The organism is Klebsiella sp. X13 (assembly GCF_003323835.1).
Taxonomy (GTDB): Bacteria; Pseudomonadota; Gammaproteobacteria; order Enterobacterales; family Enterobacteriaceae; genus Klebsiella; species Klebsiella ornithinolytica.
This window is the reverse complement of record NZ_CP030874.1, coordinates 1,415,469-1,439,058: the sequence shown is the minus strand read 5'-3', so window position 1 is coordinate 1,439,058 and position 23,590 is coordinate 1,415,469. Positions and strand designations below refer to the sequence as shown.

24 protein-coding genes are annotated in these 23,590 nt (G+C 55.9%); 10 read left to right on the top strand and 14 right to left on the bottom strand.

Features of this window, described 5'->3' with window-relative positions:
• Positions 1-55: 55 nt before the first annotated feature.
• The 4 genes from cysK to crr all read left to right on the top strand — a co-directional run bounded on the left by cysK (position 56) and on the right by crr (position 3,988).
• A complete protein-coding gene (gene cysK / locus DSD31_RS07000; RefSeq protein ID WP_004865450.1) occupies positions 56-1,027 on the top strand; it encodes a cysteine synthase A in 972 nt (323 codons plus the stop codon).
• Positions 1,028-1,406: 379 nt separating this feature from the next.
• The gene (gene ptsH, locus DSD31_RS06990; RefSeq protein ID WP_000487600.1) at positions 1,407-1,664 is read left to right on the top strand and encodes a phosphocarrier protein Hpr; all 258 of its coding nucleotides are present in this window, start codon (positions 1,407-1,409) and stop codon (positions 1,662-1,664) included.
• A gap of 44 nt (positions 1,665-1,708) precedes the next feature.
• Complete coding sequence (gene ptsI, locus DSD31_RS06985; protein WP_004866073.1) at positions 1,709-3,436, top strand: phosphoenolpyruvate-protein phosphotransferase PtsI; 1,728 nt, start codon at positions 1,709-1,711, stop codon at positions 3,434-3,436.
• 42 nt (positions 3,437-3,478) lie between these two features.
• The gene (gene crr / locus DSD31_RS06980) at positions 3,479-3,988 is read left to right on the top strand and encodes a PTS glucose transporter subunit IIA (protein WP_003861316.1); all 510 of its coding nucleotides are present in this window, start codon (positions 3,479-3,481) and stop codon (positions 3,986-3,988) included.
• Positions 3,989-4,030: 42 nt separating this feature from the next.
• Here crr and DSD31_RS06975 read toward each other — a convergent pair whose 3' ends face one another.
• Positions 4,031-4,270, bottom strand: coding sequence for a hypothetical protein (locus DSD31_RS06975; RefSeq protein ID WP_004866079.1), 240 nt, complete (start codon positions 4,268-4,270; stop codon positions 4,031-4,033).
• Positions 4,267-5,133, bottom strand: coding sequence for a pyridoxine/pyridoxal/pyridoxamine kinase (gene pdxK, locus DSD31_RS06970; protein WP_004866083.1), 867 nt, complete (start codon positions 5,131-5,133; stop codon positions 4,267-4,269). Before pdxK ends, DSD31_RS06975 begins: the two co-directional genes overlap by 4 nt.
• An 82-nt stretch (positions 5,134-5,215) precedes the next feature.
• On the opposite strand from pdxK, the gene ptsJ reads away from it, so the two are divergent.
• The 3 genes from ptsJ to DSD31_RS06955 are packed head-to-tail and all read left to right on the top strand — an operon-like array spanning position 5,216 to position 7,659.
• Positions 5,216-6,511, top strand: coding sequence for a MocR-like B6 salvage transcription factor PtsJ (gene ptsJ / locus DSD31_RS06965; RefSeq protein ID WP_069476539.1), 1,296 nt, complete (start codon positions 5,216-5,218; stop codon positions 6,509-6,511).
• A gap of 14 nt (positions 6,512-6,525) precedes the next feature.
• The gene (locus DSD31_RS06960) at positions 6,526-7,242 is read left to right on the top strand and encodes a type 1 glutamine amidotransferase (RefSeq protein ID WP_048025196.1); all 717 of its coding nucleotides are present in this window, start codon (positions 6,526-6,528) and stop codon (positions 7,240-7,242) included.
• 15 nt (positions 7,243-7,257) lie between these two features.
• Positions 7,258-7,659 (top strand): YybH family protein, encoded by a 402-nt coding sequence (locus DSD31_RS06955; protein ID WP_004866092.1) that lies wholly within the window; start codon positions 7,258-7,260, stop codon positions 7,657-7,659.
• Here DSD31_RS06955 and cysM read toward each other — a convergent pair.
• From cysM to DSD31_RS06910, 9 genes are all read right to left on the bottom strand, one after another.
• Positions 7,656-8,567, bottom strand: coding sequence for a cysteine synthase CysM (gene cysM, locus DSD31_RS06950; protein ID WP_004866094.1), 912 nt, complete (start codon positions 8,565-8,567; stop codon positions 7,656-7,658). The genes DSD31_RS06955 and cysM overlap by 4 nt on opposite strands.
• A gap of 119 nt (positions 8,568-8,686) precedes the next feature.
• Entirely contained in the window at positions 8,687-9,781 is a 1,095-nt protein-coding gene (cysA, locus tag DSD31_RS06945; protein WP_004866097.1) for a sulfate/thiosulfate ABC transporter ATP-binding protein CysA, read from the bottom strand.
• Positions 9,771-10,646 (bottom strand): sulfate/thiosulfate ABC transporter permease CysW, encoded by an 876-nt coding sequence (cysW, locus tag DSD31_RS06940; RefSeq protein WP_004866100.1) that lies wholly within the window; start codon positions 10,644-10,646, stop codon positions 9,771-9,773. The genes cysA and cysW overlap by 11 nt, the downstream gene beginning before the upstream one ends.
• Positions 10,646-11,479 (bottom strand): sulfate/thiosulfate ABC transporter permease CysT, encoded by an 834-nt coding sequence (gene cysT / locus DSD31_RS06935; RefSeq protein ID WP_004866101.1) that lies wholly within the window; start codon positions 11,477-11,479, stop codon positions 10,646-10,648. Before cysT ends, cysW begins: the two co-directional genes overlap by 1 nt.
• Entirely contained in the window at positions 11,479-12,495 is a 1,017-nt protein-coding gene (locus DSD31_RS06930; protein ID WP_004866103.1) for a sulfate ABC transporter substrate-binding protein, read from the bottom strand. The genes cysT and DSD31_RS06930 overlap by 1 nt, the downstream gene beginning before the upstream one ends.
• Positions 12,496-12,775: 280 nt before the next feature.
• Complete coding sequence (locus DSD31_RS06925) at positions 12,776-13,675, bottom strand: Dyp-type peroxidase (protein WP_004866106.1); 900 nt, start codon at positions 13,673-13,675, stop codon at positions 12,776-12,778.
• Between the two features lie 94 nt (positions 13,676-13,769).
• A complete protein-coding gene (locus DSD31_RS06920; RefSeq protein ID WP_004866110.1) occupies positions 13,770-14,345 on the bottom strand; it encodes an RpoE-regulated lipoprotein in 576 nt (191 codons plus the stop codon).
• Between the two features lie 61 nt (positions 14,346-14,406).
• Complete coding sequence (locus tag DSD31_RS06915) at positions 14,407-14,856, bottom strand: DUF2919 domain-containing protein (protein ID WP_004866113.1); 450 nt, start codon at positions 14,854-14,856, stop codon at positions 14,407-14,409.
• Entirely contained in the window at positions 14,843-15,268 is a 426-nt protein-coding gene (locus tag DSD31_RS06910) for a GNAT family acetyltransferase (RefSeq protein ID WP_004866116.1), read from the bottom strand. Before DSD31_RS06910 ends, DSD31_RS06915 begins: the two co-directional genes overlap by 14 nt.
• Positions 15,269-15,478: 210 nt before the next feature.
• Here DSD31_RS06910 and amiA point away from each other — a divergent pair, with 210 nt between their 5' ends.
• Together amiA and hemF are read left to right on the top strand one after the other, a co-directional pair.
• Positions 15,479-16,354 carry an N-acetylmuramoyl-L-alanine amidase AmiA gene (amiA, locus tag DSD31_RS06905; protein WP_015583734.1) on the top strand — a complete coding sequence of 292 codons (876 nt, stop codon included), beginning with the start codon at positions 15,479-15,481 and terminating at the stop codon, positions 16,352-16,354.
• A complete protein-coding gene (hemF, locus tag DSD31_RS06900) occupies positions 16,351-17,250 on the top strand; it encodes an oxygen-dependent coproporphyrinogen oxidase (RefSeq protein ID WP_015583733.1) in 900 nt (299 codons plus the stop codon). The genes amiA and hemF overlap by 4 nt, the downstream gene beginning before the upstream one ends.
• Positions 17,251-17,327: 77 nt before the next feature.
• Here the strand turns inward: hemF and maeB are convergent, their stop codons facing one another.
• Positions 17,328-19,607: an NADP-dependent oxaloacetate-decarboxylating malate dehydrogenase gene (maeB, locus tag DSD31_RS06895; RefSeq protein ID WP_004866124.1), complete on the bottom strand. Its 2,280-nt coding sequence runs from the start codon at positions 19,605-19,607 to the stop codon at positions 17,328-17,330.
• Between the two features lie 288 nt (positions 19,608-19,895).
• On the opposite strand from maeB, the gene tkt reads away from it, so the two are divergent.
• Positions 19,896-21,890, top strand: a complete 1,995-nt coding sequence (gene tkt / locus DSD31_RS06890; RefSeq protein WP_113990921.1) for a transketolase — start codon at positions 19,896-19,898, stop codon at positions 21,888-21,890.
• On the opposite strand, the gene DSD31_RS06885 is transcribed toward tkt, so the two are convergent.
• Positions 21,859-22,926 (bottom strand): DUF1176 domain-containing protein, encoded by a 1,068-nt coding sequence (locus DSD31_RS06885; RefSeq protein ID WP_015583732.1) that lies wholly within the window; start codon positions 22,924-22,926, stop codon positions 21,859-21,861. The two genes, tkt and DSD31_RS06885, sit on opposite strands and share 32 nt — an antisense overlap.
• 66 nt (positions 22,927-22,992) lie before the next feature.
• Positions 22,993-23,589 carry a GDP-mannose pyrophosphatase NudK gene (nudK, locus tag DSD31_RS06880; protein ID WP_004866133.1) on the bottom strand — a complete coding sequence of 199 codons (597 nt, stop codon included), beginning with the start codon at positions 23,587-23,589 and terminating at the stop codon, positions 22,993-22,995.
• Position 23,590 lies beyond the last annotated feature (1 nt).

Sequence of the window (23,590 nt, the reverse complement as noted above, 5' to 3'; positions counted from 1 at the left end):
TTAAGCGGGTATGCTGAAGCCGTAATCCCAAATTTCATACAGTTAAGGACGGGCCATGAGTAAGATTTTTGAAGACAACTCCCTGACTATCGGCCACACGCCGTTAGTACGACTGAACCGAATCGGTAACGGGCGCATCCTGGCAAAGGTTGAATCACGCAACCCGAGCTTTAGCGTAAAATGCCGAATTGGTGCCAATATGATTTGGGATGCCGAAAAACGCGGTGTACTGAAAGCAGGCGTTGAGCTGGTTGAACCGACCAGCGGTAACACCGGTATCGCTCTCGCCTACGTTGCGGCAGCGCGCGGTTATAAGCTGACGCTGACTATGCCGGAAACCATGAGTATTGAACGTCGTAAGCTGCTGAAAGCACTCGGCGCGAATCTGGTACTGACCGAAGGCGCGAAGGGCATGAAAGGCGCGATTCAGAAAGCAGAAGAGATTGTCGCCAGCAACCCGGAAAAATATCTGCTGCTGCAGCAATTCAGCAACCCGGCAAACCCGGAAATTCATGAAAAGACCACCGGCCCGGAAATCTGGGAAGATACGGATGGCCAGGTGGATGTCTTTATCTCCGGCGTCGGCACTGGCGGTACGCTGACCGGCGTGAGTCGCTATATTAAAGGCACGAAAGGCAAAAAAGATCTGATCACCGTGGCGGTTGAACCGACCGACTCCCCGGTTATCGCTCAGGCGCTGGCGGGCGTTGAGCTGAAGCCAGGTCCGCATAAAATTCAGGGCATCGGTGCCGGCTTTATTCCAGGCAACCTGGATCTGAAGCTGGTTGATAAAGTGGTGGCTATCACCAACGAAGAAGCTATCTCCACCGCACGTCGTCTGATGGATGAAGAAGGTATTCTGGCCGGTATCTCATCCGGCGCGGCCGTCGCTGCGGCGCTTAAGCTCCAGGAAGATGAGGCCTTTACCAATAAGAATATTGTGGTTATCCTACCCTCTTCAGGTGAGCGTTATTTAAGCACCGCTCTGTTTGCCGATCTCTTCACCGAGAAAGAACTGCAACAGTGATGCCAGCTCGTTAGCATCGTGTAAAAAAGCACCTTTTCAGGTGCTTTTTTGTGGCATACGTCAAAGTTTTACCCCTCCTGGCATTGATTCACCGCGTAGGGTCTGGTATTTAACCAACACATTTATTTTGATGCGCGAAATTATTCATAATCGGATTTCCGTAAGCTGAATCGATTTTATGATTTGGTTCAAGTCTTCCTTTCGCTGCATAATGTTTAATGACGTGCCAGACGTCCACGGCCAGATGGTCTTCACAGCGAACACGCTGCTGACACCTTAGCCAGACACGTAATGCCGGCGCTAACAATACAGGCTAAAGCCTGGCCGTTAGGCTAGACTTTAGGTCCACAACACTAAACCTATAAGTTGGGGAAATATAATGTTCCAGCAAGAAGTTACCATTACCGCTCCGAACGGTCTGCACACCCGCCCTGCTGCTCAGTTTGTTAAAGAAGCAAAAGGCTTCACTTCTGAGATCACTGTAACCTCCAACGGCAAAAGCGCCAGCGCCAAAAGCCTGTTCAAACTGCAGACTCTGGGCCTGACTCAGGGTACCGTCGTGACTATCTCCGCTGAAGGCGAAGATGAGCAGAAAGCAGTTGAGCATCTGGTAAAACTGATGGCTGAACTCGAATAAGTTCACGGGTTCTTTTTAATATCAGTCACAAGTAAGGTAGGGTTATGATTTCAGGCATTTTAGCATCCCCGGGTATCGCTTTCGGTAAGGCTCTCCTGCTGAAAGAAGACGAAATTGTCATCGACCGGAAGAAAATTTCTGCCGATAAGGTTGATCAGGAAGTCGAACGTTTCCTGAGCGGCCGCGCCAAGGCCTCCGCCCAGCTGGAGGTCATCAAAACCAAAGCTGGTGAAACTTTCGGTGAAGAAAAAGAAGCCATCTTCGAAGGGCACATCATGCTGCTGGAAGATGAGGAGCTTGAGCAGGAAATCATAGCCCTGATTAAAGATAAGCAGATGACTGCCGATGCGGCAGCAAATGAGATTATCGAAGGTCAGGCCACTGCCCTGGAAGAGCTGGATGATGAATACCTGAAAGAACGTGCGGCTGACGTACGTGACATTGGTAAGCGCCTGCTGCGCAACATCCTCGGCCTGGCTATCATCGATCTGAGCGCGATTCAGGAAGAAGTGATTCTGGTTGCCGCCGATCTGACTCCGTCGGAAACCGCACAGCTGAACCTGAACAAGGTGCTGGGTTTCATCACCGACGCCGGTGGCCGTACCTCCCACACCTCTATCATGGCGCGTTCCCTTGAACTGCCTGCCATCGTGGGCACCGGTAGCGTCACCACCCAGGTGAAAAACGGCGATTATCTGGTCCTTGATGCGGTGAATAACCAGGTTCTGGTTAACCCGACCAACGAACAAATCGAAGAGCTGCGTAAACTGCAGATTCAGGTCGCTGAAGAGAAAGCAGAACTGGCTAAGCTGAAAGATCTGCCGGCGATTACGCTGGACGGACATCAGGTTGAAGTCTGCGCCAACATCGGTACCGTACGTGACGTCGATGGCGCTGAGCGCAACGGCGCAGAAGGCGTCGGTCTGTACCGTACAGAATTCCTGTTCATGGACCGCGATGCGCTGCCGACTGAAGAAGAGCAGTTTGCCGCCTATAAAGCGGTTGCCGAAGCGTGCGGTTCTCAGGCCGTTATCGTTCGTACCATGGACATTGGCGGCGATAAAGAACTGCCGTACATGAACTTCCCGAAAGAAGAAAACCCGTTCCTGGGCTGGCGTGCAGTACGTATCGCGATGGATCGTAAAGAGATCCTGCGTGACCAGGTACGTGCCATCCTGCGCGCCTCCGCGTTCGGTAAGCTTCGCATCATGTTCCCGATGATCATCTCTGTTGAAGAAGTGCGTGCGCTGAAGAAAGAGATTGAGATCTACAAGCAGGAACTGCGTGACGAAGGTAAAGCATTCGACGAAAAAATCGAAGTCGGCGTGATGGTTGAAACACCAGCCGCGGCAACGATTGCCCGTCATTTAGCGAAAGAGGTCGATTTCTTTAGTATCGGAACCAATGATTTAACGCAATATACTCTGGCAGTTGACCGTGGTAATGATATGATTTCACATCTTTACCAGCCAATGTCGCCATCTGTACTGACGCTGATTAAGCAAGTCATTGATGCTTCTCATGCCGAAGGCAAATGGACTGGCATGTGTGGTGAGCTTGCGGGCGATGAACGTGCTACACTTCTGTTGCTGGGTATGGGGCTGGACGAATTCTCTATGAGCGCCATTTCCATCCCGCGTATCAAGAAGATTATTCGTAACACGAACTTCGAAGATGCGAAAGTATTAGCAGAGCAGGCTCTTGCTCAACCGACAACGGACGAGTTAATGACGCTGGTTAACAAGTTCATTGAAGAAAAAACAATCTGCTAATCCACGAGATGCGCGGCCCAAATTACTGCTTAGGAGAAGATCATGGGTTTGTTCGATAAATTGAAATCTCTGGTTTCTGATGACAAAAAAGACTCCGGAACTATTGAGATTGTTGCTCCGCTCTCTGGCGAGATCGTCAACATCGAAGACGTGCCGGATGTGGTTTTTGCGGAAAAAATTGTGGGTGATGGCATTGCCATCAAACCTACCGGCAACAAAATGGTTGCGCCGGTAGACGGTACCATCGGTAAAATCTTTGAAACCAACCATGCATTCTCTATTGAATCGGATAGCGGCATTGAGCTGTTTGTTCACTTCGGTATTGATACCGTTGAACTGAAAGGCGAAGGCTTCAAACGTATTGCCGAAGAAGGTCAGCGTGTGAAAGTGGGTGACCCGGTCATCGAATTCGATCTGCCGCTGCTGGAAGAGAAAGCCAAGTCGACCCTGACTCCGGTTGTTATCTCCAACATGGACGAGATCAAAGAGCTGATCAAACTCTCCGGTAGCGTTACCGTGGGTGAAACCCCGGTCATTCGCATCAAGAAGTAATTCTTGCCGCAGAAAAAATGGCGCCCTATGGCGCCATTTTTTTTACAGGATGGATTTTACCGGCCGAAAGCATTTCTCCCGGGAGAGTACCTTCATCCCCTCTGGCCCACTTTCCAGAATCCGCCGTTCGCTATCTGAAACCAACAGATCGCACTGGTATCCACCGGTGACGCCAAACAGCGACCGGGCCACGCAGACATCTTCCAGGGCCTCATTACCGGCAGTCTCAAAATAACCAACAATACGCCCCTGCTGACGTACAACTAAACGATAGCTCTTCATGCTGTGACCTCCGGCGGCGGCAGGATCAGCTCATCACAGCCTTGCCGATCGGTCCAGGTCATCACTGCCAGCACCCGCTGCGCCGCAGCCTGCGTCGCCGCTCCCAGCGTCAGCCCCGACACCAGGCCGCTAATCAGCTCGGCGCAAAACAGGTCGCCGGTACCTTTCAGATCCGTTTCAACGCGCGGATGGACCACTACCTCAACCGAATCAGCCGTTACCACCAGAACGTTAATCGTCGCGCTGTCCATTCCCGGGGCGCTGGTAATCACTACCCACTTCAGCGAGTCGGATAACAGACTACGCGCGGCAGCGATGGCCTCCTGCTGATGGCGGCAGGGCATTCCGCTCAGCGTTTCCAGTTCGAACAAATTTGGCGTTATCCCCTGCGCCAGCGGCAGCAGATGAGTACGATAGGCATCTGGAATCTCCGCCTTCACGTAGATCCCGCTGTCGACATCGCCAATGACCGGATCAACAAGAATACAGAGCTGCGGGTGAGATTCGCGGATCCGGCGTAACCACTGCGCCAGGCGTTCTATCTGTACCGCGCTGCCCATATATCCCGTGGTCACCGCCCGCAGTTCACGCAGCGCGTCACGCTCCTCCAGCGCCTGCAGGTAACCCACAAACCACGCTTCCGGAATCACTCCGCCATAGAACGTATCGTAGTGTGGCGTGTTACTGAATAGCACGGTCGGCACGGCCATCACCCGCAGTCCATGCTGTTTAATGGCCGGCACCGCGATACTGTTACCGACGCTGCCGTACACGACCTGCGATTGCACGGCGACGATGTCGACCTGCAGCGCCCGGCTCTTATCGTTGAAGAGTACCGATTGTATTTCGTCTTGTTGGCCCATCCCTTCTCCCCCCGCTGGACAGCGGGTCATACTCTGATTATCATTCGTCCTATGCTAAAATTCATTTTGTCATAGGTCAATAATGATCGTTGGAAAAACCGCCAGTGAAATTTTTGATAACATCCGTCATCTGATACAAAGCGGAGTATTAAAACCCGGAGAAACGCTGCCTCCGGTTCGTGAGCTGGCTGCTGAACTGACGGTTAACCGCAACACCGTCGCCGCGGTCTATAAACGGCTGGTCACCTCCGGGCTGGCCGTCAGTCAAGGGCGCAACGGTACCGCCATTAAATCCGCGAATGCTCCCCTGCCGCAGGAAGGCGGAGACCCCTCGTCGCCACTCAGAGATATCTCCGGTGGTAACCCGGATCCCCGCCGCCTGCCGGATCTCGCTCGCTATCTGAGTCAGCTCTCGCTGACCCCACACCTGTACGGCGATGCCGCCGTGGAACCTAAGCTGGCGGCCTGGGCGCAGCGCTGGATGCACCAGGACCTGGGAATCCATGCTGAGATTAACCTGACCAGTGGCGCCATCGATGCGCTGGAGCGGCTGCTTTGCGCCCTGCTTCTGCCCGGCGACGGCGTGGTTGTTGAAGACCCCTGCTTCCTCAGCAGTATCAATATGCTGCGCTACGCCGGATTCCATGCCTGTCCGGTGGCAGTTGACGGAGAAGGGATGTTGCCTGACGAGCTGGAACTGGCCTTACGCAGCGGCGCGCGAGCCGTCATTCTGACCCCGCGCGCGCACAACCCGACCGGCTGTAGCTTCAGTGAAGCCAGGGCAGCGGCTATTCGCGAGATACTGGCTCATTACCCGCAGGTGCTGGTGATTATTGATGACCACTTCGCATTGTTATCGGCAACGCCCTGGCACTCCCCTCTGCCCGCCACCACTCAGCGCTGGGCGCTGGTGCGCTCCCTGTCAAAAACGCTCGGGCCGGACCTGCGTCTGGCGTTTGTTGCCAGCGATAGCACCACCTCGGCAGCGCTACGTCTGCGGCTCAACGCCGGCAGCCAGTGGGTCAGCCATCTGCTGCAGGGCTTTGCCTTTGCCTGCCTGAATGATAGCGTCTTTACTGCCTCGCTGGCGGAGAGTCGTCGCCATTATCGTCGGCAGAATGAAAAACTGGCCGCGGCCCTGACCCAACGCGGTTTTCCCCCTTTCCCTCCGGGAGATGGCCTCAATTTCTGGCTGCCGCTAACGGAGCCGAGCCAGCCAATCGCCCTGCGCTTAGCCCGCGCCGGCTGGTTAGTCCGCGAAGGTGAAGCGTTCGGTATTCACACGCCATCGCACGGTCTTCGGCTATCGCCGGGAACGTTAAGCGATGATGAGATTGAGCGCCTGGCTGACGATTTACACCTCGTTCTCCAACCCTGACCGGAGTGACGTCTATGCAAATTCATTTTATCGTCCACGAACATTTTGAATCACCGGGAGCCTGCCTCCACTGGGCACAGGATCGGGGCTACACCATCGGCTGGTCACGGGTATACGCCGGCGATCCGCTGCCGGCAAACGCCGATGGCTTCGATATGTTGGTGGTGCTCGGCGGCCCGCAGTCACCACGTACTACGCTGGCGGAGTGTGCTTATTTTGATACACATGCTGAACAAAATCTTATTGCCCAGGCCATCGCCGCCGGGCGAATTGTCATCGGCATCTGTCTTGGCTCACAGCTGATTGGTGAAGCGCTGGGCGCCCCCGTCATGCAAAGCCCGGAAAAAGAGATCGGCCACTACCCTGTCACCCTCAGCGTAGAGGGTTTACGTGACCCGAATATCGCTCATTTTGGCCCTGCTCTGGTCGTGGGACACTGGCATAACGATATGCCCGGCATGACGCCGACGGCAACGGTGCTGGCCGCAAGCGAAGGTTGCCCGCGACAAATTGTGAAATATGGCGACCGGGTATATGGTTTCCAGTGCCACATGGAATTTGACGCAGAGGTCATTGAACGGCTCATCACCCATTCGCAGGAGGAGCTTGAGGCGGCAAAAGGCCGGCGTTTTATCCGTTCCGTACAGGAGATGCGCAGCTGGGATTATCGCGAGATGAACCAGAAGCTGTGGACATTTCTCGATAATCTGGTGACCCATTATCGGCACTAACCCCGGAGGGTATTCATGGTAAACCCGCAGCTAAAAGCCGTCATTGAAGCGTGCGACCGCGCAATATCGCAGGAAGACTACGATACGTTAATGGACTACTACGCGGAGGATGCCCTGCTGGTGGTGCAGCCAGAACGGCTGGTGAAAGGTAAGGAGAACATCCGCAAAGCCTTTCTCGCCATTGCCGACTATTTTCAGCACCGTCTGGTGGTGACACAAGGCAGAATGGAGATACTGGAAGGCGGCGACACTGCGCTGGTGATTATGGAAACCCGGCTGGATATCCCGACTCCGGAGGGAGGCACCACCCAGGTCACGCGCCGCGCCACCTATGTTTTTCGCCGGCAGGAGCAGCGCTGGCTGTGTACCGTAGATAACTCCTACGGTACCGACCTGCTGGACTCGCCAGCCCGTTAAATACCCGCCCCCTGGCTGAAGTGCTCTTCGCCAAAAACCCCGGTAGACAGGTAGCGATCGCCGCGATCGCAGACGATCGCCACCACTACCGCGCCGGGATTTTCACGCGCGATACGTAATGCGCCGGCCACCGCGCCGCCGGAGCTAACGCCGCAAAAAATACCTTCCCGTACCGCCAGCATACGCATGGTGTTTTCCGCATCCTGCTGGTGAATATCCAGCACCGCATCAACCAGCGAAGCATTAAAAATCCCCGGCATATACTCTGCCGGCCAGCGCCGAATACCCGGAATGCTGCTGCCCTCTTCCGGCTGCAGTCCCACAATACTCACCGGCTTATCCTGTTCACGCAAAAAGCGGGATACGCCGGTGATGGTGCCGGTAGTGCCCATACTGGAGACAAAATGGCTGATTCGCCCGGCGGTCTGCTGCCAGATTTCCGGTCCGGTGGTGGTGTAATGCGCATAGGGGTTATCCGGATTATTGAACTGATCCAGCAGTTTCCCTTCGCCACGCTGCGCCATTTCCGCCGCCAGATCGCGCGCGCCCTCCATCCCCTGCTCTTTGGTGACCAGAATCAGCTCGGCACCGTAGGCCAGCATCGCGGCCCGGCGCTCCTGGCTCATGTTGTCCGGCATCAGGAGCTTCATCTGATAGCCTTTCAGCGCGGCAATCATCGCCAGCGCGATACCGGTATTCCCGCTGGTGGCTTCAATCAGGACGTCGCCAGGCTTTATTTCACCGCGTTTTTCGGCTTCAACGATCATTGAAAGCGCGGCGCGGTCCTTTACTGAACCCGCCGGGTTATTGCCTTCCAGTTTGACCCAGATTTCACTGCCATTGTCCGGTCCCATGCGCTGAAGCTTGACCAGAGGGGTATTACCGATGGTGTGTTCAAGTGTATTCACGATTTTTACTCAATAAAAAAGCCGGGTGGCGCTTCGCTTACCCGGCCTACAAGACGCAGTGATAACTGTAGGCCCGGTAAGCGCAGCGTCACCGGGCGATAAACATATTCAATAAACTATCAGGCTGACTCCGCCAGAGCAATATCCTCACGCGGCTCTATCCGCTGATTGCCGTTATAGAGTCGCGCATTTTGTAAGCCGACAAACAGCCGTTCACCGCGATACGGCGCGTCATCGCCCGACAGCACGACGGTCAGCGGTTCGTCATACCACCCTAATGGCTGAACAACTAATTGGGTGTAGTGCCCTTTCGGGCTGGCTTCCAGTACCTGAACCGGCAGAGGTGAATCGAGGCTGGTACGGCGACTGATATCCACTTCCCAGGGGCGGAGGAACAGATCCACCGGCCCTTGATACGCCGGGGTATACCCCAACGGCCAACGATGCGCACCGACATGGAACTGGCCACCGCGAACAATCCCTTTCAGGCGGTTAACTTCGCCCATAAACTCCAGCACGAAGCGGGTGGACGGTTCACGCCAGACCTGTTCCGGTGCATCGGCCTGTTCGATATTGCCCTGGCTCATGACCACCACGCGGTCAGCTACTTCCATCGCCTCTTCCTGATCGTGGGTCACAAACACGCTGGTAAACTTCAGCTCTTCATGCAGCTGACGCAGCCAGCGGCGCAGCTCTTTGCGCACCTGAGCGTCCAGCGCACCGAAGGGTTCATCGAGCAACAGAATCTGCGGTTCAACGGCCAGCGCACGCGCAAGAGCCACGCGCTGCTTTTGCCCGCCGGAAAGCTGCGCCGGGTAGCGATCGGCAAGATGCGCCAGCTGCACCATTTCCAACAGCCGGGTGACTTTCGCTTTGATCCCGGCGGCGTTCGGACGTTCACGACGCGGCAACACCGTCAGGCCGAAGGCGATATTCTCAAATACCGTCATATGGCGGAACAGCGCATAGTGCTGGAAGACGAAGCCCACTTTACGGTCACGGGCGTGAACGCGGCTCACGTCGGTGCCATGGAAACGAATATGACCGCTGGATTGATTCTCCAGACCAGCAATAATACGCAGCAGCGTGGTTTTTCCGGAGCCGGACGGCCCCAACAGCGCGACCATCTGTCCGGAAGGGATATCCAGAGAGATATCATTCAGCACCTGAGTGCGTCCAAAAGATTTCTTAATATTGACAATCTCAATGCTCATGATTCCCCTCCAGTTGCGCGCGTTTTTCCTGATTAGCCAGGCGCCATTGCAACATACTCTTTAAAAACAAAGTCAAAATAGCCATTAACGTCAGCAGAGCTGCGGCGGTAAAGGAACCGACGGTATTGTAATCCTGCTCCAGCAATTCAATCTGCAGCGGCAGCGACAGGGTTTCACCGCGAATCGAGCCCGAAACCACCGAAACGGCGCCGAACTCCCCGATAGCGCGAGCGTTGGTCAGCACCACGCCGTATAACAGCGCCCAACGGATATTCGGCAGAGTCACCCGGCGGAACATCTGCCAGCCGGACGCGCCGAGCAGGATCGCCGCTTCATCTTCATTACTGCCCTGACTGATCATCACCGGAACCAGCTCGCGCACCACAAATGGACAGGTGACAAAAATGGTGGCCAGCACCATTCCCGGCCAGGCAAACATGATTTGCAGGTTATGCGCGTCCAGCCAGCCGCCGAGCGGGCCGTTGGAACCGTAGAACAACAGATAGACCAGCCCCGCCACCACCGGCGAGACGGCAAAAGGAATATCCAGCAGCGTCAGCAGCAGCTGGCGGCCAGGGAAGTTAAAACGCGTTACCAGCCACGCCAGCAGAGTACCGAAAACCAGGTTAACCGGTACGGTAATCAGCGCAATCATCACCGTCAGCCAGATTGCGTGCAGCATGTCCGGGTTAGCCAGGTTTTGCAGTACCGGCATCAGCCCTTTGCTGAAGGCCTGGACGAAGATATAGACCATCGGCACGATCAGAATGAAAGCGGAAACCAATATTCCGGTGCCAATCAGAAACCATTTCCCCCAGTTGATGCGGGGAGCATCGTAACGCTTCAATTGAGTAACTTCCGCCATTAGTGACCTACCACACGTCGACCAAAGCGACTTTGCAGGGTGTTGATGGAAAACAGCAGCAGCAGCGAAGCCGCCAGGATCACCGACGCAATCGCGCTCGCCGCCGGGTAATCAAACTCCTGCAGGCGCACGAAAATCATCAGGGAAGTGACCTCGGTTTTCCATGCGATGTTGCCGGCGATGAAAATCACCGCGCCAAACTCGCCAAGGCTACGCGTAAATGACAGCGCGATCCCAGCCAGCAGCGCCGGAGAGAGCTCAGGCAGCACCACTTTACGGAAGCTCTGCAGGCGCGTGGCGCCCAGCGTTTCCGCCGCTTCTTCATATTCCGGCCCCAGCTCTTCAAGTACCGGCTGAACCGTCCGGACCACGAAAGGAATACTGGTAAACGCCATGGCGACCGCGATACCGAGCCAGGTATAGGTCACCTTGATATCAAACTTCGCCAGCCACTCGCCGTAAAAGCCGTTGACTGAAAACAGTGACGCGAGGGTCAGGCCGGCGACTGCCGTCGGCAGAGCAAACGGCAGGTCCATCAGCGCATCGAGCAGCGTCCGGCCCGGAAAGCGATAGCGCGTCAGAATCCAGGCCATCAGCAGGCCAAATACGCCATTAAAAATTGAGGCGACAAACGCCGACAGCAGCGTGACTTTGTAGGCCGCCACCACCTGCGGGTTAGTCACTACTTCCCAGTACTGACCCCAGGTCATCTGCGCCAGCTGCATCACCAGCGCACTCAGGGGGAGCAGTAAAATCAAGCAGACAAACAGCAGGCTGGTGCCGAGGCTCAGGGTAAAGCCCGGCAGCACGCGCTTAGATGCAGCAGCAAACATTACTTACGCCCCGCCGCCAGCAGTTTGTCCAGCTCACCGCCGCTGACAAAGTGGGTTTTCATTACCTGCGGCCAGGAGCCAAACTGATCTTCGACGCGGAACAGTTCGGTCTGCGGGAATTTATCCTTCAGCGTCTCCATCACCTTCGGGTTGTTCACACGATAGTAATAGTCGGTAATGATCGTCTGCGCCTGAGGGCTATAGAGCCAGTTCAGGTAAGCCTTCGCCGCCTTCTCGGTTCCGTTGGCCTTGACGTTTTTGTCCACCCAGGCGACCGGGAACTCCGCCAGAATATTGACCTTCGGCACTACCACTTCGAAGCCCTGGTCTTCATACTGCTTGCGAATATTGTTCACTTCCGATTCGAAGGTAATCAGGACGTCGCCGAGTCCACGTTCAACGAAGGTCGTAGTCGCGCCGCGGCCGCCGGTATCAAATACTTCGACGTTTTTCAGGAACTGGGTCATAAACTGCTCGGTTTTCGCTTTATCGCCGCCGTCGGCTTTATCTGCGGCTCCCCATGCAGCCAGATAGGTATAGCGCGCGTTACCGGACGTTTTCGGATTCGGGAAAATCAGCTTCACGTCCGGGCGCACCAGATCGCTCCACTCATGAATATTCTTCGGGTTCCCCTTACGCACCAGAAACGCCATGGTGGAGTAGAACGGCGAGCTGTTGTTCGGCAGCCGGCTTTGCCAGTCGGCGGGAATCAAGTTGCCTTTGTCATGCAGGATCTGTACATCCGTCACCTGGTTATAGGTCACCACATCGGCTTTTAAGCCCTGCAATATGGCCAGCGCCTGTTTCGACGAACCGGCATGAGATTGTTTGATCGTCAGCTTATCGCCGGCATTATCTTTCGCCCACTGCTGTTCAAACGGCGGATTAAGGGCGGCAAACAGCTCGCGGGAGACATCATAAGAGCTGTTCAGCAGCTCAGTCGCCTGAGCCTGCGCAACCAGCAGCATCGAAGCAGCCAGTGCCAGATATCCTTTGTTCAGTGATTTAACCGCCATTGCGCACCCTTATCAGTTTGATGACTTTCTTATAGCCATAATATTTATAACGAGGATGAAAGGAGTAACGGTTTTATATACCGTTTGGCGATTTGGAAGTCGAAAAGAGAATAAGCCGTTTACAAACCATTGTGGAGGCGGGTTTTCGGCGTGATTTTCCCTCTATGGGGCGGAGCAGGAGGTCAGGGAGAACAAGGGGTTAAGCCAAACGTGGTCGTCAGACTGGGAGAAAGTTATCTGCCCTCTCCCGAGTGGAAGAGGGGCAGTGTCAACCCGGAGATTACAGCGCCTGGAGACGATCCAGTGACGGAGCAAAGTAGTAGCCGCCGGTCACGGGTTTGGTAAAGCGCAGCATGGCATCACGTTTGCCGTCGGTATCGCCAAACATGCTCAGCAACTGCTGTTCAATGTTATGGATACGTGCGCAGTACGCACAGAAATAGAGGCCATGAGTGCCGCTGGCGGTGCCGTAAGGCAGGCTCTGACGAACAATCTTCAGCCCTTTGCCATCCTCTTTTAAGTCGACGCGACTCAGGTGTGAGGTTGCCGGACGATCGTCGCCATCAATCTCTTCATTGGCTTCTTTGGTCCGGCCAATCATCATCTCCTGGTCCGGAACGCTCATGCGATTCAACTGCTTGAGGTTATGCTCCCAGCGCTGAACGAAGACATAGCTGCCGCCGGCATCCACGCCATCTTTGATGATCGCCACTTCACGGCGGGTCTCAAGACCGGCCGGGTTTTCCGTGCCGTCGACGAAACCGCTCAGGTCACGCTCTTCAATCCAGCGGAAACCGTGAACCTCTTCTTTCACCTCAATCACATCGCCAAAGGCCGCCATGGCTGCCTGAGCAACGGAGAAGTTCACCTCATGACGCGCGGAGAGGATATGAATCAGGACATCATACTGGGTAGACGGCGCCAGGCCCTTGCCGTATACCGGGAAATCTTTAAGCTCTTCGGCGCCCACACCGCCGCTCAGCTCACGCCAGACGTTATTGCCAAAAGCCACCACGGCGCCCAGCTGTGCGTCCGGAAATTGCGTTTGAAAGGTCGCTAATTTATCAATAAAGACTTTGCTGGCTTCGCGCAGGGCGTTGACGTCCCCTTTGACATTGGCTTCAATCCAAATCGCCGCACGGCAATGTTCCGGCAAAATGCCGCTCTGAACCTGAGACATCGCTCCTCCTGAAATGATACAACCACAACACTGTGGCACTTTTATCGCGCTATTGTACCCGTTTTTTCCCTGTGCCGTGTCCGTTCAGATCAAATTAGCCGCGCCAGATAATTTTGCTGACCTTCCAGTTTTTCAGCGTGTCGTCGGAAGGCATCAGCTCTTCCGGACCATTCCAGTGGCCGGTAAAGGCGTAGCTGATATGCTGACTGCCGTCCGCCTGGCACTCCACCACGGCACCATTATCATTTGCGCCTTTTTGACAATGACCAAAGGCTTTGCTGTACAGCTCGCTAAACGGAGTGCCGACCTGAACGCCGCGGTCCGTTTTAATCTCGCTATCCCGCACTTCGATACGGTTGATGGTGCCGCCGTCGCCGTTAATGGTCATCGCGACCTTGTCATCTTTCAGCGCCTCAAAGTAGCGCACGATATTACCGTTGGCCGCTTTCATGCCGCTGCGCAGACGATAGCTCCCGCCCAGCGCATCGCTGATGGCCTGTTCATTAAGCGGCGTTGTGGCCGTTAGTTTACCCACGCCCTGCTCGGTCACTTCCATTGAGGAACCAAACCAGTTCCATGGGTAGGCCGCTGACCAGTTAACTGCACTCATAGTGGAGCAACCGGTTAATGCCAGCGGTAACGCGCAGAGAAGCAAACGTAGCGATTTCATGACTCGATCCTTTCTTGTTTATTTGACGCCTGTTGGAGTGCAGGATCGGCAAAAAGTGCCGTTAAACCCGATCTTCCTGAAAACAAGCTTTGAGTCGACGGCTGGCTAACAGCCACCAGAAGGCATAGAGATCGGCGATCAGCAGGCCGATAGTCAGCATCGAAGGTGACTCGCCGCTCAGCCATAATAGCGGCTGCCAGAGCAGCAGCAGCGTCTGCGACAGCACCAGCAGCCAGCGCATTAGCGGCCAGAGACGGGGAAAACGCTGCCGCTGCCCGCTGACGATAAACGCCAGTACCGCCGGGATACCCGGCAATAATCCTAGCCAGAAATTATCGTGATCGGGATAGAACAGGTTCAGTAACACATCGCCCTGCTGGCGGGAGGCCCCCGCCATAATGAACAGCACCCAGGTTCGCGCCTGCAGCAGCAGTACGCACCAGAACAGAAACGGTAGCCTGAGCCGGCCGTGGGCATCGAAATCAGAAGGGATAAACTCAGTATTCTTCATCTTCAATCAAACGTTTACCCAGACTCAGGATATCGGCATATTCGTAACCAAGCCGTTCATACATCCCCTGCACCACCTCATTATCATCGCGAACCATGATGTTAATTTTCGGGCAGCCGCGAGCAATCAGCTTTTTTTCCAGCCGGTTCAGCAGCGCATTGGCGATACCACGCCCGCGATATTCCGGATGCACGCCCAGGTAGTAGGCGGAACCGCGATGACCGTCATAGCCGCCCATCACCGTGCCAACCACCTCGCCATTCACTTCCGCGACGAGAAACAGGCTGACATCGTGGTTAACTTTACGCTCAATGTCCATTTCCGGGTCATTCCACGGGCGCAGAAGCTCGCAGCGCTCCCACAGCGTAATCACTTCTTCAAAATCTTGCTGGCGAAAAACGCGTATCTCCATGGTATTCCCCATTTTTCAAGCTTAAAAACAGCGATTATGGCGCGATTTCAGCGGATAGCCAATATCAGGCGAAATGAAGTGGAAAAAATGACATAATACGCACTGTCATGTATTGAAATGAAAAGTAAAACAATTCTTGTTTTGAATGGTCGTAACGGAAAACGCGATACGATATAACACCAGGTACCACTTGTTTGCAATTCAGGCCGAATGAGCACTTTTAAACCATTAAAAATACTTGCTTCGCGCCGCCAGGTGCTGAAAGCAGGACTGGCTGCCATGACCCTTTCCGGGGTTTCATCGCAGGTCATCGCAAAAGAACAGCCGCTGACGACGTCCAACGGCCACAGTAAACCCGCGGCGAAAAAGGCGGGCGCGAAGCGCATCGTTATGCTCGACCCGGGCCATGGCGGTATTGATACCGGCGCTATCGGTCACAACGGTTCAAAAGAGAAGCATGTCGTACTGGCGATTGCCAAAAACGTACGCAGCATTCTGCGCAATAACGGTATTGACGCGCGCCTGACGCGTTCTGGCGATACCTTTATCCCGCTGTACGACCGCGTGGAAATTGCCCACCAGCACGGCGCCGATCTTTTTATGTCGATTCACGCCGATGGCTTTACCAACCCCAGCGCGGCCGGCGCGTCGGTATTTGCCCTCTCCAACCGCGGTGCGAGTAGCGCGATGGCGAAATACCTCTCCGATCGCGAAAACCGCGCCGATGAGGTCGCCGGTAAAAAAGCCACGGCCAAGGACCATCTTTTGCAGCAGGTGCTGTTTGACCTGGTGCAGACCGATACCATTAAAAACAGCCTGACGCTGGGTTCGCATATCCTGAAAAATATTAAGCCGGTGCATAAGCTGCATAGCCGTAACACTGAACAGGCCGCCTTCGTGGTATTGAAGTCGCCGTCAATCCCGTCCGTACTGGTTGAAACCTCATTTATCACCAACCCGGGCGAAGAAAAACTGTTAGGTACCACCGCGTTCCGGCAAAAAATCGCCAGCGCGATCGCGTCCGGCATCATCAGCTATTTCCACTGGTTCGATAACCAGAAGGCCCACTCGAAGAGACGTAAATGAAGCCCGACGCGCAACAGGTAAAACGCTATCTCCTCCAGCTCCAGGAGACCATTTGCCAGAAACTGAGCGCCATTGACGGCGGTGAATTTGTCGAAGACAGCTGGCAGCGCGAAGGCGGCGGCGGCGGTCGCAGCCGGGTTCTGCGCGATGGCGGCGTGTTTGAGCAGGCGGGCGTAAACTTCTCCCACGTTCACGGCGACGCCATGCCGGCTTCGGCAACGGCGCATCGCCCGGAACTGGCCGGTCGCAGCTTTGAGGCGATGGGGGTTTCTCTGGTGGTACATCCGTGGAATCCCTATGTGCCGACCAGCCATGCCAACGTGCGTTTTTTCATTGCTGAGAAGCCCGGCGCAGAGCCGGTGTGGTGGTTCGGCGGCGGGTTTGACCTGACGCCCTTCTACGGCTTTGAGGAGGATGCGGTTCACTGGCATCGCACGGCTCACGATCTGTGCCAGCCCTTCGGCGCAGAGGTTTATCCGCGCTATAAAAAATGGTGCGATGACTACTTCTATCTGAAGCATCGTCACGAGCAGCGCGGAATTGGCGGCCTGTTCTTTGACGATTTGAATACCCCGGACTTTGACCACTGCTTCAGCTTTATGCAGGCCGTTGGCAATGGCTACACCGATGCGTATCTGCCGATCGTTGAGCGGCGCAAAGCCACGCCATATGGCGAGCGGGAGCGTCAGTTTCAGCTCTATCGTCGCGGCCGCTACGTGGAGTTCAATCTGGTGTGGGATCGCGGGACGCTGTTTGGCCTGCAGACCGGCGGGCGCACGGAGTCGATTCTGATGTCGATGCCGCCGCTGGTGCGCTGGGAGTATGACTACCGGCCGGAAGAAGGCAGCCCTGAGGCTGCCCTGAGTGAGTTTATTCAGGTTCGCGAATGGATTTAATGCCGGGCGGCGCCTCCGCTTGCCCGGCCTACGCTATCCCGTAGGTCGGGTTAGCGCAGCGCCACCCGACAAATCCCTTACAGCGGCTGAGTCTGAGCCTCGACCACCGCCAGCGCGACCATATTGACGATGCGACGCACGGAAGCGATAGGCGTCAGAATATGCACCGGCTTCGCCACTCCCATCAGCACCGGTCCGACGGTCACCCCTTCCGAACTGGAGACGCGCAGCAGGTTATAGCTAATGCGCGCGGCTTCCATATTCGGCATCACCAGAATGTTAGCCGAACCTTTCAGCGGACTGTCCGGCATCCGCTCATGGCGAATACTTTCCACCAGCGCAGCATCGCCGTGCATTTCACCATCGATCATCAGATCCGGCGCCAGCGCTTTCACCCGCTCCAGCGCTTCGCGCATTTTGCTTGCAGACGGGCAGTCAGAGGAACCGAAGTTGGAGTGCGACAGCAGCGCCACGCGCGGCTCAATACCAAAACGACGGACGCTTTCCGCCGCCATCAGCGTAATTTCCGCCAGCTGCTCCGGCGTAGGATCGTTATTGACGTAGGTGTCGGCGATAAAGGTGTTTCCGCTTGGCAGCAGCAGCGCATTCATGGCCCCCGCGGTGCTGACGCCGTCACGGTAGCCAAACAGCGGCTGAACGACCCCATAATGCTCATGGTAGTCGCCGATGGTGCCGCAGATCATGGCATCCGCCTCGCCACGGTGCACCATGATTGCGCCAATGACCGTCGTATTGGCAATCACCGCCCGCTGCGCCTGCTCCTGAGTCACGCCGCGGCGTTTCATGATCTGGTAATACTCGCCCCAGTACTCTTTAAAGCGCGGATCGGATTCGTTATTGACGATCTCAAAATCCACGCCGGCTTTGATCTGCAGCCCCAGCTTCTGGATGCGCATTTCAATCACGCTCGGACGACCGATTAAAATCGGTTTTGCCAGCCCCAGCGATACCAGCTCCTGTGTGGCGTGCAGGACGCGCGTCTCTTCGCCTTCCGCCAGCACCACGCGCTTAGGCTCTTTACGCGCCTGGGAGAAAATTGGCTTCATGAACAGGTTGGTTTTGTAGACAAACTCGCTGAGCTTCTCAATATAGGCGTCGAAGTCGGCAATCGGACGCGTGGCGACGCCGGAGTCCATCGCCGCTTTGGCGACCGCCGGCGCGATCTTGACGATCAGGCGCGGATCGAACGGTTTTGGAATGATATATTCCGGACCAAAGCTCAGATCCTGATCGCCGTAGGCAGAGGCGACCACTTCGCTTTGCTCGGCATGCGCCAGTTCAGCTATCGCGTGGACCGCAGCCAGCTTCATCTCTTCGTTAATCGCCGTAGCGCCAACGTCCAGCGCCCCGCGGAAAATGAACGGGAAGCACAGCACGTTGTTGACCTGGTTCGGGTAGTCAGAGCGCCCGGTGCAGATGATGGCATCTTCGCGGACCTGCTTCGCCAGCGGCGGCAGAATCTCCGGTTCCGGGTTAGCCAGAGCGAGGATCAGCGGCGCGCGGGCCATTTTTTTCACCATCTCCGGCGTCAGCACTTTCGGGCCTGAACAGCCGAGGAAAATATCCGCCCCGTCAATCACATCGTCCAGAGTGCGTTTGCCGTCATCTTCTACCGCGTAGGCCGCCTTGGTCTCTGCCATATGGGGCTCACGGTCTTTATAGATAACGCCTTTGGAGTCGCAGACCACGATATTGTGTTTCTGCATCCCCAGCGCCACCAGCAAATTCATGCAGGCAATCGCCGCCGCGCCCGCGCCGGATACCACCATCCGAACGTCGGAAAGATTCTTCTCAACCACCCGCAGGCCGTTAATAATCGCCGCGGTGCTGATAATGGCCGTGCCGTGCTGATCGTCATGGAACACAGGAATGTTCATGCGCTCGCGCAGCTTTTGCTCGATGTAGAAACACTCTGGCGCTTTGATGTCTTCGAGGTTGATGCCGCCGAAGGTGGGCTCCAGCGCCGCCACGACATCGATAAATTTATCCGGATTCAGCTCATCGACTTCGATATCGAACACATCAATCCCGGCGAATTTTTTAAACAAAACGCCCTTGCCTTCCATCACCGGCTTACCGGCTAGCGCACCAATATTCCCCAGTCCCAGCACCGCGGTGCCGTTGGAGACAACGGCCACCAGGTTGCCACGGGCGGTGTATTTGTAGGCGGCCAGCGGATCTTTCTCGATTTCCAGACAAGGTGCCGCCACGCCTGGCGAGTAGGCCAGCGCCAGATCGCGCTGGGTGGCCAGAGGCTTGGTAGGGACAACCTGAATTTTCCCGGGAACGGGAAACTCATGGAAATCGAGGGCGCTTTGTTTCAACTGCTCATCCATTTTATTGTTCCTTTCACGTATCGGTCGTAGGGGGTGTGCGTAATGACTATCCTGGTGCCCACCCTAAGGTGGCGCATAGTATCTCGCCTGACGGCTTTTCAAACTTTGAACGCCGCCAAACTCTCGCCATCGCAATGGTATATTTGTTATCGATTTATAACATTTATGTAACCTGATTTCGAAAGCAATGATAGTCCCGTCTGCTATGCTTTTTAGTTATCCACCCGATAAACACCTCGACAAACAATCAACAAAAACTCATGCAACATCTTGTTTCAGGAGTCCATTATGTCCCGAAGAGAACTTGCCAACGCCATTCGCGCCCTGAGCATGGACGCCGTACAGAAAGCCAACTCCGGCCACCCCGGCGCCCCGATGGGGATGGCGGATATCGCCGAAGTCCTGTGGAATGATTTCCTTAAACACAATCCGGAGAATCCGCACTGGTATGATCGTGACCGCTTTGTGCTCTCTAACGGTCATGCGTCGATGCTGTTGTATAGCCTGCTGCATCTGACCGGCTACGATCTGCCGCTGTCCGAATTGAAAAACTTTCGCCAGCTCCATTCGAAAACGCCCGGCCACCCGGAACACGGCTATACTCCCGGCGTCGAGACAACCACCGGCCCGCTTGGCCAGGGGCTGGCCAACGCCGTCGGCATGGCGATTGCCGAGCGCACGCTGGCGGCGCAGTTTAACCGTCCCGGCCACGACATTGTCGATCACTATACCTGGGTGTTTATGGGCGATGGCTGTCTGATGGAGGGGATCTCCCACGAAGCCAGTTCGCTGGCGGGGACGCTGGGTCTCGGTAAGCTCATCGGCTTCTATGACCATAACGGCATCTCAATCGATGGTAAAACCGACGGCTGGTTCACCGACGATACCGCCGCGCGCTTTCGGGCCTATCACTGGCACGTGATTGGCGATATTGACGGCCACGACCCGCAGGCAGTGAAACAGGCGATTCTCGAGGCGCAAAGCGTCACGGATAAACCTTCGCTGATCATCTGCCGAACCGTGATCGGCTATGGCTCACCGAATAAAGCCGGTTCGGAAGAGTCCCACGGCGCAGCGCTGGGGGAAAAAGAGGTGGCGTTAACCCGCGAGAAGCTGGGCTGGAAATATCCACCGTTTGAGATCCCCAAAGAGATTTATCAGCAATGGGACGCCCGGCCGCGCGGCGAGCAGGCAGAACAGACGTGGAATCAGCGGTTCGCCGCTTATCAGCAGCAGTATCCTGAACTGGCGGCGGAGCTAAAACGCAGAATGGACGGCGCGCTGCCGGCGAACTGGAGCGATGCGACGCACGATTATATCGCGCAACTGCAGGCCGAGCCGGCGAAAATTGCCAGCCGTAAAGCGTCGCAAAATGCCCTGAACGCCTATGGCCCGCTCCTGCCGGAACTGCTGGGCGGGTCGGCCGATCTGGCGCCGAGCAACCTCACCATCTGGTCTGGGTCAACATCCATCAAAGAGGATATGGCGGGTAACTATATTCATTATGGCGTACGCGAGTTCGGCATGACGGCGATCGGCAACGGCATTGCTCTCCACGGCGGCTTTATCCCCTATACCTCCACCTTCCTGATGTTTGTCGAATATGCGCGTAACGCAGCGCGAATGGCGGCGTTGATGAAAGCCAGACAGATAATGGTCTATACCCATGACTCGATTGGGTTAGGGGAAGATGGCCCCACTCATCAGGCGGTCGAACAGCTGGCCAGTCTGCGACTGACGCCGAACTTCAGCACCTGGCGCCCCTGCGATCAGGTCGAAACGGCGGTCGCGTGGCAGGCGGCGATTGAACGACAAACCGGCCCCACCGCGCTGATACTGTCGCGGCAAAATCTGGCGCAAATGGCGCGGACGCCGCAACAGGTACAGGATATTGCCCGCGGCGGCTATGTGCTGAAAGATGCGGGGGGCAAACCAGATTTAATCCTGATAGCCACCGGCTCCGAAGTGGAGATAACCGTGCTGGCGGCGGAAAAGCTGCTCGCCAAAGGTGTTAACGTGCGGGTAGTCTCCCTGCCTTCAACCGATGTTTTCGATGCGCAAGATGCGGCATATCGGGAATCGGTTCTTCCGGCTAACGTCAGCGCCAGAATTGCCGTTGAGGCCGGTATCGCCGACTACTGGTATAAATATGTCGGGCTGAAAGGCGCCATCGTGGGAATGAGAAGCTACGGTGAATCGGCGCCGGCGGATAAGCTCTTCCCGTTCTTTGGCTTCACCGTCGAGCATATCGTCAGTCTCGCGGATGAAATATGTAACGGGTAACCCATAGCGTGGGCCAGGCATCTGGCCCCTGCCAGTTATCACACTGCGGCTGCTGCGCATAGCGAACCAGGCTAAACCGCTGGCCATCATAGCGCCAGCGGGTCTGAACCCCGCAATCGCCGGGGCCGCGCCCTTTATCCAGAGTCACCAGCTCGTGACGTCGCTCATCAATACTGGCATTAATCAGCTCAATATCACGCGCCGCATTGCCCGGCGGCTGGAAGGGCAGCGTCAGACGAACCTGGCGGGCCACATACGGCTGCTGGCGCGACACCAGCCAGGCCAGCCAGATAGTGTTGTACGCCCCGGCTTCGCAGCTGACCATCAGTAACACCTTCTCATCCGTCAACGCGGTAACCCGAATCTCGCGGCGGAAAGGGTCCAGCGAACAGGCGCTATTGTTCATCCGCTCGTTGCCGTAATCCATCAGGTCATTGAGCTCCTCCCGACTGAGCGGTGATTGCGAGAGATCGACTTTGCCAACCGCCCGCAGCGCAGGTGCCGGCGGTACGCTAAGCGGCGGCTCTTCGCCCTTCCCTACCCACGCGGTTTCACTGCCGACACGCTTTTGATGGCTATCGATAAACAGCAACGCGGCTTTCAGTCCTTGCAGAGAAATGCTTTGCAGCCCGTTAACCAGGGTGATCGCCTGCCCCTCCTGCACCTGCTGGAGAAAAGCATCGATCGTCACGCTATCCCCGGTTTTGAGCAGCTTATCCGCAACCTGCCAGTGTTTATCGGTCAACGCCAGCGGTTTACCATCAAGCAAAAGGCGAGGAGCGATTGGCGCCAGGGCGGCAACCGGGTTACCGATACCGCCCAGCTCAATGCGCAGGCTGGCATCCGTGACGGCACCGGCGCTACGGCTGAGAGTCATAACCAGTCCGTGATGCAGACCAACGTTGCGAGCGACGCAGAAATTCTGATTATTGCAGGTGACCAGCCAGTCGTCGAAGAGCTGTTGTACCGGCGCCGCCCACGCCCATGACGTCGGTATCAAACCGAAAAACAGAAAAAAAAGAACCCGATAAAGCATGCGCGGCACAACCCCAGAGAAGAACGCTCAAAACAGCAGCCATCTTCACCAGCGGCGACATGTTACTCAATCAGATTTATCAGATAACCCCGCCATCAGTCCCGATGTTTGCAAATATTGCAGCAGGATCACCGCCTTCCCATCGCGTATCTCGCCGCTGGCAACCATCTGCAATGCCTGGCTGAAAGGCAGCTCCAGCACATCGATATCTTCATCTTCAACGCCGCCGCCGCGCGTTTTGCGCTGCGCGTCGCTGTACTCGGCGATAAAGAAGTGGACAATTTCGGTCACCCCGCCGGGAGACATATACAGCTCGAACAGCTTATGCGCATCGCCCACTTCGTACCCGGTCTCTTCGATGGCCTCTTTGCGGATGCAGGCTTCAGGCTCGTCGTTATCCAACAGCCCGGCGCAGGTTTCGATCAGCATCCCGTCCTCGTTACCGTTAACCCAGGTGGCAACACGAAACTGGCGGACCAATACGACGGTTTGCTTACGGCGGTTATACAACAGCACCGTGGCGCCGTTGCCGCGATCGTAAACCTCGCGCTTATGACGGACCACGCTGCCGTCGCTACGCGTCAGCTCGTAGGTCATATTGCGCAAAATAAAGTAGTTTTCAGAGAGGAGTTTATCTTTGATAACGTTGATGTTGAGTGACATA